This window comes from Thauera carbonicopians (assembly GCF_025699485.1).
Lineage (GTDB): Bacteria > Pseudomonadota > Gammaproteobacteria > Burkholderiales > Rhodocyclaceae > Thauera.
Window position 1 is genome coordinate 1 of the sequence record NZ_JANUXN010000027.1, and the last position, 16,152, is coordinate 16,152.

General features: G+C 66.7%; 17 protein-coding genes. 11 read left to right on the forward strand and 6 right to left on the reverse strand.

The window, feature by feature from the left end; genetic code table 11:
- The 4 genes from NX068_RS19915 to NX068_RS19930 all read left to right on the forward strand — a co-directional run.
- On the forward strand, positions 1 to 87 hold an 87-nt coding region (locus NX068_RS19915; RefSeq protein ID WP_263463001.1), incomplete at its 5' end, for a hypothetical protein.
- 130 nt (positions 88 to 217) lie between these two features.
- Positions 218 to 1,501, forward strand: a complete 1,284-nt coding sequence (gene eno, locus NX068_RS19920) for a phosphopyruvate hydratase (RefSeq protein ID WP_263462963.1) — start codon at positions 218 to 220, stop codon at positions 1,499 to 1,501.
- Between the two features lie 135 nt (positions 1,502 to 1,636).
- Positions 1,637 to 2,152 (forward strand): AmiS/UreI family transporter, encoded by a 516-nt coding sequence (locus NX068_RS19925; RefSeq protein ID WP_263462964.1) that lies wholly within the window; start codon positions 1,637 to 1,639, stop codon positions 2,150 to 2,152.
- Positions 2,153 to 2,583: 431 nt separating this feature from the next.
- Positions 2,584 to 4,083 carry a nucleobase:cation symporter-2 family protein gene (locus NX068_RS19930; protein WP_263462965.1) on the forward strand — a complete coding sequence of 500 codons (1,500 nt, stop codon included), beginning with the start codon at positions 2,584 to 2,586 and terminating at the stop codon, positions 4,081 to 4,083.
- 145 nt (positions 4,084 to 4,228) lie between these two features.
- Here the strand turns inward: NX068_RS19930 and NX068_RS19935 are convergent, their stop codons facing one another.
- The 5 genes from NX068_RS19935 to uraD form a co-directional block, all read right to left on the reverse strand.
- Complete coding sequence (locus tag NX068_RS19935; RefSeq protein ID WP_263462966.1) at positions 4,229 to 5,140, reverse strand: LysR family transcriptional regulator; 912 nt, start codon at positions 5,138 to 5,140, stop codon at positions 4,229 to 4,231.
- Positions 5,141 to 5,388: 248 nt separating this feature from the next.
- On the reverse strand, positions 5,389 to 6,708 hold the full coding sequence (locus NX068_RS19940) for an MFS transporter (protein WP_263462967.1): 1,320 nt from the start codon (positions 6,706 to 6,708) through the stop codon (positions 5,389 to 5,391).
- Between the two features lie 120 nt (positions 6,709 to 6,828).
- Entirely contained in the window at positions 6,829 to 7,182 is a 354-nt protein-coding gene (gene uraH, locus NX068_RS19945) for a hydroxyisourate hydrolase (RefSeq protein WP_263462968.1), read from the reverse strand.
- A 35-nt stretch (positions 7,183 to 7,217) separates the two neighbouring features.
- On the reverse strand, positions 7,218 to 7,682 hold the full coding sequence (locus NX068_RS19950) for a hydroxyisourate hydrolase (protein ID WP_263462969.1): 465 nt from the start codon (positions 7,680 to 7,682) through the stop codon (positions 7,218 to 7,220).
- 53 nt (positions 7,683 to 7,735) lie between these two features.
- The gene (gene uraD, locus NX068_RS19955; protein ID WP_263463002.1) at positions 7,736 to 8,428 is read right to left on the reverse strand and encodes a 2-oxo-4-hydroxy-4-carboxy-5-ureidoimidazoline decarboxylase; all 693 of its coding nucleotides are present in this window, start codon (positions 8,426 to 8,428) and stop codon (positions 7,736 to 7,738) included.
- Between uraD and NX068_RS19960 the strand changes: the two genes are divergently transcribed.
- Positions 8,416 to 9,348, forward strand: coding sequence for a LysR family transcriptional regulator (locus NX068_RS19960; RefSeq protein ID WP_263462970.1), 933 nt, complete (start codon positions 8,416 to 8,418; stop codon positions 9,346 to 9,348). The genes uraD and NX068_RS19960 overlap by 13 nt on opposite strands.
- 24 nt (positions 9,349 to 9,372) lie before the next feature.
- Here the strand turns inward: NX068_RS19960 and NX068_RS19965 are convergent, their stop codons facing one another.
- Entirely contained in the window at positions 9,373 to 9,840 is a 468-nt protein-coding gene (locus NX068_RS19965) for a nucleoside deaminase (RefSeq protein ID WP_263462971.1), read from the reverse strand.
- 265 nt (positions 9,841 to 10,105) lie between these two features.
- Between NX068_RS19965 and gcl the strand changes: the two genes are divergently transcribed.
- From gcl to pyk, 6 genes are all read left to right on the forward strand, one after another.
- Entirely contained in the window at positions 10,106 to 11,881 is a 1,776-nt protein-coding gene (gene gcl, locus NX068_RS19970; RefSeq protein WP_263462972.1) for a glyoxylate carboligase, read from the forward strand.
- A 109-nt stretch (positions 11,882 to 11,990) separates the two neighbouring features.
- The gene (gene hyi, locus NX068_RS19975; protein WP_263462973.1) at positions 11,991 to 12,770 is read left to right on the forward strand and encodes a hydroxypyruvate isomerase; all 780 of its coding nucleotides are present in this window, start codon (positions 11,991 to 11,993) and stop codon (positions 12,768 to 12,770) included.
- 39 nt (positions 12,771 to 12,809) lie between these two features.
- Positions 12,810 to 13,694: a 2-hydroxy-3-oxopropionate reductase gene (locus NX068_RS19980; RefSeq protein WP_263462974.1), complete on the forward strand. Its 885-nt coding sequence runs from the start codon at positions 12,810 to 12,812 to the stop codon at positions 13,692 to 13,694.
- A 128-nt stretch (positions 13,695 to 13,822) separates the two neighbouring features.
- Positions 13,823 to 14,245 (forward strand): DUF3830 family protein, encoded by a 423-nt coding sequence (locus NX068_RS19985; protein WP_263462976.1) that lies wholly within the window; start codon positions 13,823 to 13,825, stop codon positions 14,243 to 14,245.
- Between the two features lie 2 nt (positions 14,246 to 14,247).
- A complete protein-coding gene (locus NX068_RS19990) occupies positions 14,248 to 14,667 on the forward strand; it encodes a GlcG/HbpS family heme-binding protein (protein ID WP_263462977.1) in 420 nt (139 codons plus the stop codon).
- A complete protein-coding gene (pyk, locus tag NX068_RS19995) occupies positions 14,664 to 16,082 on the forward strand; it encodes a pyruvate kinase (protein ID WP_263462978.1) in 1,419 nt (472 codons plus the stop codon). Before NX068_RS19990 ends, pyk begins: the two co-directional genes overlap by 4 nt.
- Positions 16,083 to 16,152: the final 70 nt, after the last annotated feature.

The window sequence follows — 16,152 nt, forward strand, 5'->3', positions numbered from 1 at the left end:
CTCGGGACCATCACCCACGTGCGATTCAACATCTTCCCCGACGGCGGCGTCTCCCGACTGCGGCTGTGGGGAAAGCCGAGCCGCTGAACCCGGCACGGCGGCGGCGCCCATCCTCACCTGCAGCGATGGGCGCACGCCCCCTCTCCCCGACTCTGCCTGCCGGATACGGCCGGCCCCTCAGCGCTGCAGCCCGCGCTCACCGAACCAGGACGATGACATGAACGAAATCCTCCGCATCGAAGGCCTCGAGATCCTCGACTCCCGCGGCAACCCCACCCTGCAGGCCACCGTCACGCTGAAATCCGGCCATCACGGCCGCGCAGCCGTGCCCTCGGGCGCGTCCACCGGCACGCGCGAAGCGCTGGAACTGCGCGACGGCGACCCGGCCCGCTTCGGCGGCAAGGGCGTGCTGAAGGCGCTCGCCAACCTCGAAGGCCCCATCGCCGGCGAACTCGCCGGCATGGACGCAAGCCGGCAAGCGGACATCGACCGCCGCCTGTGCGAACTCGACGGCACAGCGGACAAGTCGCACCTGGGTGCCAACGCCATCCTCGCCGCCTCGCTCGCCTGCGCCCACGCCGCGGCAAACGCGCGCGGACTGCCGCTGTACCGCCACCTTGCGGTGGACGGCCTGGCCCCCACGCTGCCGGTACCGCTGATGAACGTCGTCAATGGCGGCGCGCACGCCAACAACAGCCTCGACATCCAGGAGTGCATGATCGTGCCGCTGGGCTTCGAGCGCTTCAGCGACGCGCTGCGCGCCGGCGTCGGCGTGTTCCATGCGCTGCGCAGCCTGCTCGACAGGCACGGCTTCCCCACTTCGGTCGGCGACGAAGGCGGCTTCGCGCCCAACGTGAACAACACCCGCCATGCGCTCGACCTGATCGTCGACGCCATCGCACGGGCCGGCTACAAGCCGGGCGAGGAAGTGGCGCTGGCACTCGACTGCGCCTCGTCCGAATTCCATCACGATGGCCGCTACCGGCTCGAAGGTGAAGGGCTGGATCTGACGCGCGCCGAATTCGGCAGCTATCTCTCCGAACTGGCGGGTGATTACCCGATCATCAGCATCGAGGACGGCATGGCCGAGGACGACTGGGCCGGCTGGGGCCAGCTCACCGACCGCCTGGGGCGCCGCCTGCAGCTCGTCGGCGACGACCTGTTCGTGACCGACAGCGACACGCTCGCCCGCGGCATCGACAAGGGCATCGCCAACGCCATCCTGATCAAGCCCAACCAGATCGGCACGCTGAGCGAGACACTGGACGCCATGGCACTTGCGCGCCGCCACGGCTACGCCGCGATCGCCTCGCACCGCTCGGGCGAGACCGGCGACACCACCATCGCCGACCTCGCCGTGGCCACCGCCTGCGGCCAGATCAAGACCGGCTCGGCGAGCCGTTCGGACCGCGTGGAGAAATACAACCGCCTGCTCGCCATCGAGCGCGAACTCGGTGCCGCAGCAAGCTTCGCCGGTGCGGCCGCGTTCCGGCGCGCCTGAGCGCGGCCCGGCCTCCTCTCCCCTGCAGCGCACGCATATCGCTTTCCTGATGCACCTTATCGGCGTCCACCACACACCTGGCGCGAACACACCTCTACACTCCGCGCGCCCCCAAATGCACCAAAGGAGTGCGTAATGTTGCTCGGCTTGTCGTTGTTCTATGTCGGCGCGGTGCTGATCCTGAACGGACTGTGGATGCTCGGACGGATCAGCGACCGTGAGATCTCGATTATCAACCTGTTCACCGGCGGGTTGACCTTGCTGGTGTCGCTGAAGCTCGCCTTCGGCGAAGGCGCCGATCACACGTCGATCAGGGCCGCTGCGCTGTCGCTGCTGTTCTCCTTCACCTATCTGTGGGTCGCCTTCAACCGCCTGACCGGCGCCGACGGCCGCGGCCTGGGGTGGTTCAGCCTGTTCGTGGCGATCACTGCGGTGCCGGTCGCCATCGATACCCTGAGTACGGCGTCCAGTGCGCTGGACTGGTGGCAGGGCCTGTCGTGGGCCGCGTGGTCGCTGTTGTGGCTGCTGTTCTTCCTAATGCTGGCACTGCACAAGCCGATCGTCCGGTTCACCGCCGGCATGGCGATCGGCCAGGGCATCGTCACCGGCTGGCTGCCGGGCTACCTGCTGCTGACCGGCGTACTTCGCTAGATCCAGCTTCGGCGACTGCCGCCTTGCCACGAAGGCCGTGCCGCCCCCCGGGGCGCACGGCCTTCGTGCGTTCGGGCTTGCGCAGCGTATCTGGATGCACTCGAATTGTGCACCGCAAAAATATAAATTTTTTTATTACAGTTATTAGGGCGGTGCGCACCACACGCCTCGACGAATCCCTAGACTGCACCTCATCAATGCAGCACATGGTACGGCCATCGGCCAGCAAGGCATGCCACGACAGGCGATCACGGACACGAGCCGGCGCCCGGAAAGGCGGAGAACAGCACTGTCGGACAGCCACAGCAGCCGATCGGTACCGATGACGGCCCAGATGACAAAGGAACGGCACGGACATTGCATTGATGCTCCACCGGCCAAGGTCCGCTCCGGCGGCGATGAGACAAACAAAAGCGAAGGAAGGGTACGACATGTCAGACCAAGCATCGAAAAGCGACGCCCAGCTCGTCCATCCAGTGGATGAAAAGCTGCCCAGCGCACGCCTCGCCACCCTGGGCATGCAGCACGTACTGGTTATGTATGCGGGCGCGGTAGCGGTACCGCTGATCGTCGGCCGCGCGCTGGGCCTCGATCCCCATCAAGTCGCCATGCTGATTTCGGCAGACTTGTTCTGTTGCGGTCTGGTGACGCTCATCCAGTCGCTCGGCTTCACCAAGTATTTCGGCATCAAGCTGCCGGTCATGATGGGCGTCACCTTTGCCGCCGTCGGGCCGATGGTGGCGATGGCCAACGTCCAGGGGGGGCCGGAAGGCGCCCGGGCGATCTTCGGCGCGATCATCGGCGCCGGGCTCGTCGCAATCGTCATCGCACCCTTCATGAGCCGGCTGCTGCGCTTCTTTCCGCCGGTCGTCACCGGCACCATCATCGCCATCATCGGCATCAGCCTGATGCGGGTGGGGGTGGGCTGGGCGCTGGGCGGTCCTGCCCACCTGGCACAAACCGTCGATGTTCCGCAACTGGTGCAGATGGTCGATGGCGCCAAGGAAACGGCCGCGGCTGCCGGCACCGAGCTGACCCGGCTGCCGGGCCCCATCCCGATGGTCGACAGTCCCACCTACGGTGCGCTCGACACCATGGCGGTCGCGGGCTTCGTGCTGGTGGTGATCCTGCTGATGGTGCGCTACGGCCGCGGCTTCATCGCCAACATCGCGGTGCTGCTGGGCATCGTCATCGGCTGCATCGTGGCGGTGATCATGGGCAAGATGCACTTCGACATGGTCGCCAAGGCCGACTGGTTCGCCATCGTCACCCCGTTCGCCTTCGGCATGCCCACCTTCGATCCGGTGATGGTACTGACCATGACGCTGGTAATGATCGTGGTGATGATCGAATCGGTGGGCATGTTCCTGGCGCTGAGCGACATCACCGACAAGCCCATCTCCCGCACCGAACTGGCGGCAGGCCTGCGCACCGACGGCCTGGGCACCGTGATCGGCGGCGTCTTCAACACCTTCCCCTACACCAGCTTCTCGCAGAACGTGGGCCTGGTGGGCGTGACCGGCGTCAAGAGCCGCTGGGTCTGCGTGGCGGCCGGCGTGATCATGATCGTGCTCGGCATGCTGCCCAAGATGGCCGCGCTGGTGGAGTCGGTGCCGACCTTCGTGCTCGGCGGTGCAGGCCTGGTGATGTTCGGCATGGTCGCCGCGACCGGCATCCGCATCCTGACCAACGTCGATTTCAAGACCAACCGCAACAACCTGTACATCGTCGCCCTGTCGATCGGCTTCGGCCTGGTGCCGCTGGTGGCCCCGCGCTGGACCCAGCACATGGCCCACAGCCTGCACCCGCTGCTGGAGTCGGGCATCCTGCTGACCGCGATCTCGGCGGTGGTGCTGAACATGTTCTTCAACGGCGGCCGTGACGATACCGCCGGTGCGATCGAAGCGGCGAAGGCGGCGGAAGCGCACTGATCCACGCAGACCTGCAATGAAACACCACAGGCCACCGCGCAGCATGCGGTGGCCTGTTTCATTTCCGGCCCGGCTGCCGGCAAGCTCGCAGCCCTCCGGCCACCGGATGCAGGGCCCGCCCGCCGTGCTGCCTCCGCCTTCTTCCTTACGCACCCCCTTCCCAGTACCCCGGCCGGTTGTAGACCACCTTCAGATAGTCGATGAAGCGCCTCACCTTGGCCGGCAGGTAGCGCTGCTGCGGATACACCGCCTGGATGTCGTAGCTCGGCGCGGCGAAGTCGTCGAGCACCGTCACCAGTTCGCCGCGCCGCAGCTCCGCCTGGATCTCCCAGGTCGAGCGCCAGCCCACGCCCAGGCCCTGCTTCACCCACTGGAACAGCAGTTCGCCGTCGTTGCAGGCCAGGTCGCCCTCGACCCGGACGGCGAACAGCTTGCCGTCGCGCACGAAGCTCCAGCCGCGCTGCTGGCCGCCGGCGAGGTTGAAGGCGAGGCAATTGTGGCGCACGAGATCTTCCGGCTGGCGCGGCACGCCGTGGCGCTCGAAGTACTCCGGCGTGCCGCACACCACACGCCGGTTCGGGAACAACCGTACCGCCACATAGTTGGGATCGGTGACCTCGCCGATGCGGATCGCCATGTCGTAGCCCTCGCGCACCAGGTCGACCACGCTGTCGGTGAAGTTGAAGGACATCTTCAACTCCGGATGCAGGGCACGGAAACCCAGCGCATGCGGCGCCACGTGCCTCCGCCCGAACGCGGCGGGCGCCGACACCACGAGGTGCCCGCGCACCATGTTGCGGCCCGCGCTGATGCCGCTCTCGATGACGTCGAACTCGCGCAGCAGGTGCCGGCATTGGTCGAGAAACTGCTCGCCCAGATCGGTCAGCGTGAGCCCGCGCGTGGACCGGTGCATCAGCTTCACGCCCAGCCGCTTTTCCAGTGCGTCCAGCCGACGCCCCATCACCACCGGCGTGACCCCTTCGACCAGGGCTGCGGCGGCGAAGCTGCCCTTTTCAGCGACGAGGGCGAAACTGCGCATTTCAGTGTAGCGATCCATTCGATACTCCAGCGGGGCCACGGGCCTTGCATGCGGGCAGGGGGCGGGAAGCGGCCATGGCAACGAAGGCCGCCACCGGCGCTGCACCTGAACGAAAAATCCCCTGCACCGGGCATCACTGCCCGGCACAGGGGATTCTATGTCGCTTCGTGCCGCCATGAAGCCGCCGTCCGGCAGCCGCTGCAGACGGGCATCAGGAATTTCAACCTTCCGTCCGCAGCATCGCCGCCTTCCCGGCGGCCCCTCGCTCAGGCCGGTCTGCGCCTGGGAATGAAGGCGAGGATGATCAGCAGCGTGAGCGCCTCGATCACCGCGACCGCCAGCAGGCCGCTGGTGAACGTACCGGTATTGGTCTTCACCACGCCCAGCATCCATGGCGCACCGAATCCGGCCAGGTTGGCGATCGAATTGATCAGCGCGATGCCGGCGGCGGCGGCCGTGCCCGACAGGAAGTAGTTCGGCAGTTGCCAGAACACCGGAATGGCGCTCATGGTGCCGACCACCGCGACCGCCAGTGCGGGCAGCGCGATCACCGGGCTGGCGTCGAACACCGCGACCACCGCCAGGCCGCCGGCCCCCAGCAGCGCGGCAAGTCCGCAGTGCAGGCGCGCCTCCTTGCTGCGGTCGGAGTGGCGGCCGTTGAGGATCATGCCGGCGGCGCCGAGCAGGTAGATCCCCGACATGATCCAGCCGATCTGCATCGTGCTGGTGAAGCCCAGCCCCTTGACCAGCGTGGGGGCGAAGAAGGTCAGCGAGGAATTCGCCGCGATCACGCAGAAGAAGATCAGCACCATCAGCCAGATCTTCGGATTGCGCAGCGCGGCCATGAAGCTGTGCTCGCGCTCGCCGAGCGTGCCGTGGTCGCGCTCGAGGTCGGCCAGTACCAGGCGCTTTTCCTCGTCGCTGAGCCACTTCGCCTCCTGCGGCTTGTTGGTCAGGTAGAACATCGTCACCACGCCTGCCAGCACCGATGGAATGCCTTCGAGCAGGAACAGCCATTGCCAGCCGGCCCAGCCGTTCACCTCGTGCATGCCGGTCATGATCCAGCCCGCGAGCGGGCCGCCGATGACGCCGGCGAGCGCCGACGCGGACATGAACAGGCCGAAGGCACGCGCGCGCCGGACGGTGGGGTACCAATAGGTCAGGTAGAGGATGATGCCCGGGTAGAAGCCGGCCTCGAACACGCCCAGCATGAAGCGCAGGAAGTAGAACATCCCCGGCGTGGTCACGAACATCTGTGCGATGCACACCAGGCCCCAGCCGATGGTGATGCGCATGATGGTCTTCTTGGCGCCGATCTTCTCCAGCAGCAGATTGCTGGGCACTTCGAAGAAGAAATAGCCGAGGAAGAAGATTCCCGCGCCGAGCCCGTAGATCGCCTCGCTGAAGGCAAGGTCGTCGAGCATCTGCAGCTTGGCGTAGCCGATATTGACGCGGTCGATCCAGGCCAGGATCCACAGCGCCGCCAGGAACGGGATCAGGCGCCAGGTGATCTTCGAATAGGCGCGCTCGAGGATGGAGGTTTCGGTGGCGGTGGGCGGCAGGGGCAGGCTTGCGGCGTGGTTCATCGCGGCGCCCTCCGGTGGGCGATGCACAGGTACGAGTGGTTCATCTCGGCCTCCGGTCGTTGTTTTGTATCGATGGCCCTGCGTCTTTGCGCAGGGCGGCGGGACGCTGCGGCAGCGCGCTCAACTGCCGCGGTAGGTGGCGCAGCTCCACGGCGTCGCGAGCATCGGCACGTGGTAGTGCTGGGCCGGATCGAACACCGCGAAGCGCACCGGCACCTCGCCGATGAAGGACGGCTGCGGCAGCCGCATGCCCAGCCGGCGGTAGTAGTCGTCTACGTGGAAGACCAACTCGTAGTGGCCGACGACGGTCTCCTCGGGCTTGAGCAGCATTTCGTCGGTGCGGCCGTCGGCGTTGGTGACGACGGTCTTGAGCAGCCGATAGGCGCCGTCGGCCAGTACCGAAAAATCGATCCGCATGCCGGCGCCGGGCATGCCGCTGGTGGTGTCGAGCACGTGGGTGGTGATGCCTGCCATGGTCGTTCTCCTGTGGTGTGGCTGGGGCTGCGCCTTCAACTGCCGCGGTAGTAGGAATAGCTCCACGGGCTGAACAGCACGGCGAGGTGGTAGCGCTGCGCAGCGTCATGCACGCCGAAACGCAGCGGCACCTTGGACAGGAAGGCCGGCGAAGGCAGCGGCGTACCGAGCGCGGCGAAGTAGTCGTCGATATGCAGCAGCGCTTCGTACAGGCCCGGCTTCAATTCCTCGCCTTCGATCACGGCGCCGTCCGAGCGGCCGTTCTTCACGGTGTCGAAGCGCTTCACCAGTTCGTAGCGGCCGCCTTCCAGCCGCCGCAGTTCCACCCGCAGCGTGCCGACCGTGGAACCGTGGTGGGTGTCGATGGCGTGGAAGGTGAGCCGGCCGCCTCCCGCGGCCGGCTGCGGTGCGTCGGCGGCGCGGGCGGGCAATACCGCGGCCGTGCCCAGCGCCAGGCCACCGGCGATGAAGCGGCGCCGCAGGCGATCATGGTCGTCCATGTCTGTCTCCTCTTTTTTTGCTGGTTGATGGCGGGTGTCCGCCGGTCCGGCGGCTATTCCCCGGCGATGGCGGCGATGCGCAGCCGGGTGATGGCGAAGATCTGCGCCAGGCATTCGCCGAGTTCGGCCTCGCTGTCGTTGCCGAGCCGCCGTTCGAACTCGCGGAAGATTCCATCCTTGGTGTAGCGGCGGGCGGCGATGATGAAGGGGAAGCCGTGCCGCGCCCGGTAGCGCACGTTGAGTTCGTGGATACGGGCCATTTCCGTCCTGCTGAGGGCATCCAGCCCGGCGCTCGCCTGCTCGGAAACCGAGTGCGCGGTCATCGTCCCTTCCTGCGCCTCCGTGCCGGCGAGATCGGGGTGGACGCGAAGCAGCGCGATCTTCTGCGCCGTGGGCACCGCGCCCACGGCCGCCGCCATTGCGCCGTGCAATGCGTCGAAATCGCTGAAGGGGCGCGCCTCCCAGGCGCGTTCGGCAACCCACGGCGAATGCTCGAAGATGCCGCCGAACAGCGCCATGAACGCCTCCCGATCCATGGCGTTGACCCGGTCGATGGACAGTTGCATGAGTGATTTCTCCCTGCCGGCGCGGCCGGCCTTGCCCATGGATGCGCAGGAAACGTCCTTGCGTGATGAGCAGTATATTTTTCGGAAACGGGAGAAATCGGCGCCGCGGCTATACTGAAAATAAGCTGCCTTGATAGCGCAGCCGGCCTCGATGGACGGACACACCAATGCCAAAAGCATCAGATTCACTGGACACCCACCTGCTGCGCGTTCTGTGCACGCTGGTCGCCGAACGCAGCGTCTCGCGCACCGCGATCAGGCTCAACCAGTCGCAGCCGGCGATCAGCAACGCGCTCAAGCGCCTGCGCGACATGTTCAAGGATCCGCTGTTCGCACTGGAAAAAGGCCGCCTGATACCGACCGAAAGAGCGCTCGAACTGCACGGCACGGCGCGCAGCATCCTCGGCGACATCGACAAGCTGTTTGCCGAACACAAGCATTTCGAACCGGCCAGGAGCGCGCAGAGCTTCCGGGTCGGTTCGCCGGATTTCCTCTCCGTGGTCTTTCTTTCAGGCGTCGTCGAGCGCATGCGCCGCGAAGCGCCGCATGCGCACCTGATCGTCCATCCGCTGGGGCCGGGTTTCGACTACCAGCGCGCACTCGCCGAAGGCGAGCTCGACATCGTCATCGGCAACTGGCCGACACCACCGGACAACCTGCACATGACCACGCTGATCGAGGACGACATCGTCTGCGTGGTGGGGAACACGCATTCGCTGGCGCACACGGGCATCAGCGCCGAACAATACCTGCGCGCGGCGCACATCGTGCCCATGCCGTATTCGGTGGTCCACCGCGGCGTGGTGGAAACGCATCTGGCGAGCCTGAACCTGTCGCGCAATGCGGCGGTGGTGCTGCCCTACTTCAGCATGGCACCCTACCTGCTGCCGGGCACCGACCTGGTGTTCACCACCAGCCGCCATTTCGCCCGCCACTTCGCCAGGTTCCTGCCCCTGGCGGTCCTGCCGCCGCCGCTCGATTTTCCGCGCATGCGCTTCTACCAGCTGTGGCACGAACGCACCCACCTGACCGACAGCCACCGCTGGCTGCGCGGCCTGCTGGGCGAAGTGGGCCGGCAGGTGCCGAACGAGGAATACTGACAGCAGCCCCCCAGCCCGCCGGCGCTACTGCCTGAACACCTGTTCCGCCTCGTCCTCGAGTGCCGGACCTGCGACTTCGACCCCGCGCCCGCCGCGATTGAGGATCTCGCGGCAGCCGATGCGCAGTTCATCGCCCGAAGTCGGCAGCAGCGCATAGTTGCGCTCGCTGCCGAGCGCATACACGACGCGCTTCACGCCGCTCCAGAAGATGGCGCCGGCGCACATCGCACAGGGCTCGGCACTGGCATAGAGGGTCGCATCCGCCAGGGTCGCCCGGTCGAATACGCTGCCGGCCTTGCGGACCAGGTTCATCTCGGCATGCCCGGTACCGTCGCACTCGGTCACCTGAGTGTTCTCCGCCTCCGCCAGCACCTCGCCCCCTGCGCCCACGAGCACCGCACCGTAGGCGCCGTTGCCTTTCGCCTTCGCTTGCCGGGACAATTCGATCGCCATGCGCAGATGGCGAAGATCGGTTTCGTCGACTGTATTCATGCCTGTCTTCTCCTGTAAATCGGCGGACGCCCTGCGTACCGAAAGCGGACGCATACCCGGAGGAAGTCTATGCCTTCCTCCGGGCACGGCCATTACCATCCGCTATGTTCCGGATAACGACCTCCTTGTCCTGTGTGGTGTAGGCGCGAAGGCGCCAGATACTAAAAGTATCGACAGAAAAGATTTATGCACTCATTCATTCCGTCGCCGCCTGTCTTTATTCTTCAGCCACCCGCTTCATCCACACACCCCAAAGGAGATGACAATGGCCCGTATGAGAGCAGTCGATGCCGCAGCGGCGGTGATGCGCAAGGAAGGCGTGAGCACCGTGTTCGGCGTGCCCGGCGCCGCGATCAACCCGTTGTACTCGGCGATGAAGAAGAACGGTGGTTTCAACCACGTTCTCGGCCGTCACGTCGAAGGCGCTTCGCACATGGCCGAAGGCTATACCCGCGCCAATGCCGGCAACATCGGCGTCTGCATCGGCACCTCCGGCCCCGCCGGTACCGACATGATCACCGGCATGTACTCGGCCTCGGCCGATTCGATTCCCATCCTCTGCATCACCGGCCAGGCGCCGCGCGCCCGGCTGTACAAGGAAGACTTCCAGGCGGTGGACATCGAATCGATCGCCAAGCCGGTGACCAAGTGGGCGGTGACGGTGCGCGAGCCGGCGCTGGTGCCGCGCGTGTTCCAGCAGGCTTTCCACGTCATGCGCTCCGGCCGCCCCGGCCCGGTGCTGATCGACCTGCCCTTCGACGTGCAGATGGCCGAGATCGAATTCGACATCGACACCTACGAACCGCTGCCGGCGTACAAGCCCGCCGCCACCCGCGCCCAGGCCGAGAAGGCGATGGAGATGCTCAACGCCGCCGAGCGCCCGCTGATCGTCGCCGGCGGTGGCGTGCATAACGCCGATGCCGCCACCCGCCTGCAGGAGTTCGCCGAACTCACCGGCGTGCCGGTGATCCCGACGCTGATGGGCTGGGGCAGCGTGCCCGACGACCATCCGCTGATGGCGGGCATGGTGGGGCTGCAGACCGCCCACCGCTACGGCAACGCGACCATGCTGGCGTCCGACTTCGTCATCGGCATCGGCAACCGCTGGGCCAACCGCCACACCGGCTCGGTCGAGGTCTATACCGAAGGCCGCAAGTTCGTCCATATCGACATCGAGCCGACCCAGATCGGCCGCGTCTTCGGCCCCGACTACGGCATCGTCTCCGACGCCGGCGCGGCGCTCGACCGCCTGCTGGAAGTGGCACGCGAGATGAAGGCCGCCGGCACGCTGCGCGACCGCAGCGCCTGGGTCGCCGACTGCCAGGAACGCAAGCGCACGCTGCAGCGCAAGACGCACTTCGACAACGTGCCGATGAAGCCGCAGCGCGTGTACGAGGAAATGAACCAGGCCTTCGGCAAGGACACCTGCTACGTCAGCACGATCGGCCTGTCGCAGATCGCCGCAGCGCAGTTCCTGCATGTGTACAAGCCGCGCCACTGGATCAACTGCGGCCAGGCGGGCCCGCTGGGCTGGACCATCCCTGCCGCGCTGGGCGTCTGCGCCGCCGATCCGCAGCGCAAGGTGGTGGCGATCTCGGGCGACTACGACTTCCAGTTCATGATCGAGGAACTGGCGGTGGGCGCGCAGTTCAACCTCCCCTACATCCACGTCCTGGTCAACAATGCCTACCTCGGCCTGATCCGCCAGTCGCAGCGCGGCTTCGACATGGACTACTGCGTGCAGCTCGCCTTCGAGAACATCAACGCGCCGGAGACCGAAGGCTATGGTGTCGATCACGTCGCCGTGGTCGAAGGCCTGGGCTGCAAGGCGATCCGCGTGCGCAAGCCGGAGGACGTCGGCCCCGCCTTCGCCCAGGCCCAGCAGTTGATGCAGGAGTTCCGGGTGCCGGTGGTGGTCGAGATCATCCTCGAGCGGGTGACCAACATCTCGATGGGTACCGAGATCAACGCCATCAACGAGTTCGAGGAACTGGCCGAGCGCGGCGAAGACGCCCCGACCGCCATTTCGATGCTCGACTGAGCAAGCCCGCCGGGCCGTCCCGGCACGGCCATGCGCCCCCTTCGGGGGGCGCTCGCGCAGAGGGAAGGGGCATGACGCGCCCCACGACCGACAATAGGAGAACACGACGATGCCAAGATTCGCCGCCAACCTGACCATGCTGTTCAACGAGGTTCCGTTCCTCGAGCGCTTCGAGGCCGCCGCCCAGGCCGGCTTCAAGGGCGTGGAATACCTCTTCCCCTACGCTTTCGACAAGGAGGCGCTGGCCGAGCAGTTGCAGAAGCACGGCCTCACGCAGGTGCTGCACAACCTGCCGGCCGGAAACTGGGAAGGCGGCGAGCGCGGCATCGCCTGCCATCCGGACCGCGTCGGCGAGTTCCAGGACGGCGTCGGCCGTGCGATCGAGTACGCCACCACGCTCGGCTGCAAGCAGATCAACTGCCTGGCCGGCATCACGCCGGCCGGTGCCGATGCCGGCAAGGTCCACGAGACCCTGGTCACCAACCTGCGCTTCGCCGCCGGCAAGCTCGGCGAAGCCGGCATCCGCCTGCTGGTCGAGCCGATCAACACTTTCGACATCCCCGGCTTCCATGTGAATGGCACCGCGCAGGCGATCGCGCTGATCGACGAAGTGGGCTCGGACAAGCTCTTCCTGCAGCACGACATCTACCACATGCAGCGCATGGAGGGCGAACTGGCCAACACCATCGCCCGCCACCTGCCGCGCATCGCCCACATGCAGATCGCCGACAACCCCGGCCGCAACGAGCCGGGCACGGGCGAAATCAACTACGCCTGGCTGTTCCGCTTCATCGACGGCCTCGGCTACGACGGCTGGATCGGCTGCGAGTACAAGCCGGCCGCCGGCACCCGCGAAGGGCTGGGCTGGATCCAGGCCCTGGCAGGCTGACGCGCACACCACGAACACCGCACTCAAGGAGACGACATCATGGCAAACATCGGTTTCATCGGACTCGGCATCATGGGCGCGCCCATGGCGGGCCACCTCATCAACGGCGGCTACACCGTGTACACCTTCACCCACGGCGAGACGCCCAAGGCGCTGATCGACGCGGGCGCGAAGCAGTGCGCCAGCGGCGCCGAAGTCGCACGCAACGCCGACATCATCATCACGATGGTGCCCGACACGCCGCACGTGGAAGACGCGCTGTTCAACCCCGAAGGCGTCGCCGCCGGGCTGTCGAAGGGCAAGATCGTGGTCGACATGAGCTCGATCTCGCCGGTCGCGACCAAGGAGTTCGCCAAGCGCATCAACGCGCTGGGCTGCGAATACCTCGATGCGCCGGTGTCGGGCGGCGAAGTCGGCGCCAAGGCCGCCAGCCTGACCATCATGGTCGGCGGCAGCGAAACGGCCTTCAACAACGTGAAGCCGATCTTCGAGCTGATGGGCAAGAACATCACCCTGGTCGGCGGCAACGGCGACGGCCAGATCACCAAGGTCGCCAACCAGATCATCGTCGCGCTGAACATCGAAGCCGTCGGCGAAGCGCTGCTGCTGGCCGCCAAGGCCGGCGCCGACCCCGCCAAGGTGCGCCAGGCGCTGATGGGCGGCTTCGCCAACTCGCGCATCCTCGAAGTGCATGGCGAGCGCATGGTCAAGCGCACCTTCGATCCGGGCTTCCGCATCGAACTGCACCAGAAGGACCTGAACCTGGCGCTGACCACGGCCCGCCAGCTCGGCGTGTCGCTGCCCAACACCGCCACGGCGCAGGAACTGTTCAATGCCTGCGCCGCGCACGGCGGCAAGGCCTGGGACCACTCGGCGATGGTTCGCGCGCTGGAGAAGATGGCCAATTTCGAAATTGGACAATGACGGCCGGCTTACCGGCCAGCCCCCCCCCCCGACAATAATGAAGTGCCGGCATCGACCGGCACCCGGGCGACGGACCTTCTCCCTCCCCTCGACCGTCCGTCGCCCACCCATCGAAGGAGATCATCACGATGCGCCATCTCGCCATCGAAGTCGGATCATTCCGCTTCGTCGCCCGCATGGAAGAAGCCGCTGCGCCCAAGACCTGCGCCGCTTTCCTAGAACTGCTGCCTTTCTCGAACCAGGTCATCCACTCGCGCTGGAGCGGCGAGGCCGTATGGGTGCCGCTGGGTGAATTCGACACCGGCCTCGGCTTCGAGAACCACACCAGCCATCCCTCGCGCGGCGACATCCTGCTGTATCCGGGCGGCTTCTCCGAGACGGAGATCCTGTTCACCTATGGCAGCAGCTGCTTCGCCAGCAAGATGGGACAACTCGCCGGCAACCACTTCCTGACCGTGGTCGAAGGCGGCGATCAACTTTACGAAATGGGCCGCACCGTGCTGTGGAAGGGCGCGCAGTGGATCCGTTTCACCGACATCGGAGAGCGCTGATCATGAAACCCACACACATGCTGAGCCTGGAAGACGCCAGGCGCATCGCCGCCGCTGCGGAAACCGAGGCACGTGACAACGGCTGGTCGGTCAGCATCGCGATCTGCGACGCCGGCGGCCACGCCCTGTGGCTGCAGCGCATGGACGGCGCACCGCTGATGAGCGCCGCCGTCGCCCCCGAAAAGGCGCGCACCTGCGTGCTCAGCGGCAAGCCGAGCAAGGTCTACGAAGACATGGTCAACAACGGCCGCTTCGCCGCGCTGGCGATGCCGGTGGTGCCGCTCGAAGGCGGCGAACCGATCGTCGTCGACGGCAACGTCGTCGGCGCCGTGGGCGTATCCGGCGTCAAGGCCGGCGAAGATGCCCAGGTTGCCCGCGCAGGCGTGGCCGCCCTTACCGCACATCAGGGAGATGCAGCATGAAACGCGAACGCAGCGCCCGCATTCTCGCCACCCTCGGCCCCGCCAGCTCCAGCCGCGAGCAGATTCGCGCGCTGGCCGAGGCCGGCGCCGACGTCTTCCGCCTGAACTTCAGCCACGGCAGCCATGAGGACCACGCCGAACGTCTGCGGACGATCCGCGAAGTCGAGCAGGAAATCGGCCGCCCGATCGGCGTGCTGATGGACCTGCAAGGCCCCAAGCTGCGCGTCGGCCGCTTCGCCGAAGGCAAGGTGACGCTCGCCGCCGGGGCATCCTTCCGCCTCGATCTCGACCCCGCCGCCGGTGACGCCAGCCGTGCCAACCTGCCCCATCCCGAGATCTTCGCCGCACTCGAAGCCGGCACCGAGCTGCTGCTCGACGACGGCAAGCTGCGCCTGCGCGTCGACGCCTTCGGCGCCGATTTCGCCGAGACCACGGTGCTGGTCGGCGGCGTGCTGTCGGACCGCAAGGGCGTCAACGTGCCGGGCGTGGTGCTGCCGATCTCGCCGCTGACCGCCAAGGACCGCGCCGACCTCGACTTCGGCCTGACCCTGGGCGTCGACTGGGTGGCGCTGTCCTTCGTGCAGCGTGCGGAAGACCTGCGCGAAGCGCGCGAGATCATCGGCGACAGTGCCTGGATCATGGCCAAGCTGGAAAAGCCCGCAGCCATCGACCAGCTCGAACCCATCGTCGCGCTGGCCGACGGCATCATGGTGGCGCGCGGCGACCTCGGCGTCGAACTGCCGCCGCAGCAGGTGCCGGTGCTGCAGCGGCGCATCGTGCGCGCCTCCCGCGCCGCCGGCAAGCCGGTGGTGGTCGCCACGCAGATGCTCGAATCGATGATCACGTCGCCGGTGCCCACGCGCGCCGAAGCTTCGGACGTCGCCACCGCGATCTACGACGGCGCCGACGCGGTGATGCTGTCGGCCGAATCGGCTTCCGGCCAGTATCCGGTCGAAGCGGTCAGCATCATGCACCGCATCATCTGCGAAGTGGAGCACGATCCCGCCTGGCGCGCCGGCCTGGAAGCCAGCCACACCCCGGCGGCGGCGAACACGCCGGATGCGATCTGCTGCGCGCTGCGCCGCGTCACCGGCCTGCTCGAACCCGCCGCCACCGTGGCCTACACCACGTCCGGCTTCAGCGCCCTGCGCGCCAGCCGCGAACGTCCGGTGGCGCCCATCCTCGCGCTGACGCGGCAACTGCCGACCGCGCGCCGGCTGGCGCTGGCGTGGGGCGTGCATGCGGTGCCGTTCGAGGAAGTGCACGATGTCACCGAGATGGTCGAGCACGCCGCGAACACCGCCGTCAGCCATGGCTTCGCCAAGCCCGGCGACGACGTCGTCATCATCGCCGGCCTGCCCTTCGGCCACAGCGGCACCACCAACCTGCTGCACGTGGCGCGCATCCCGCGCTGACGAAGCGCTTTCCAGCCCTCGGCACTCTGCCCGCACCGGCAGAGTGCTTTTTTTTTGCGGGAGCGCGGCA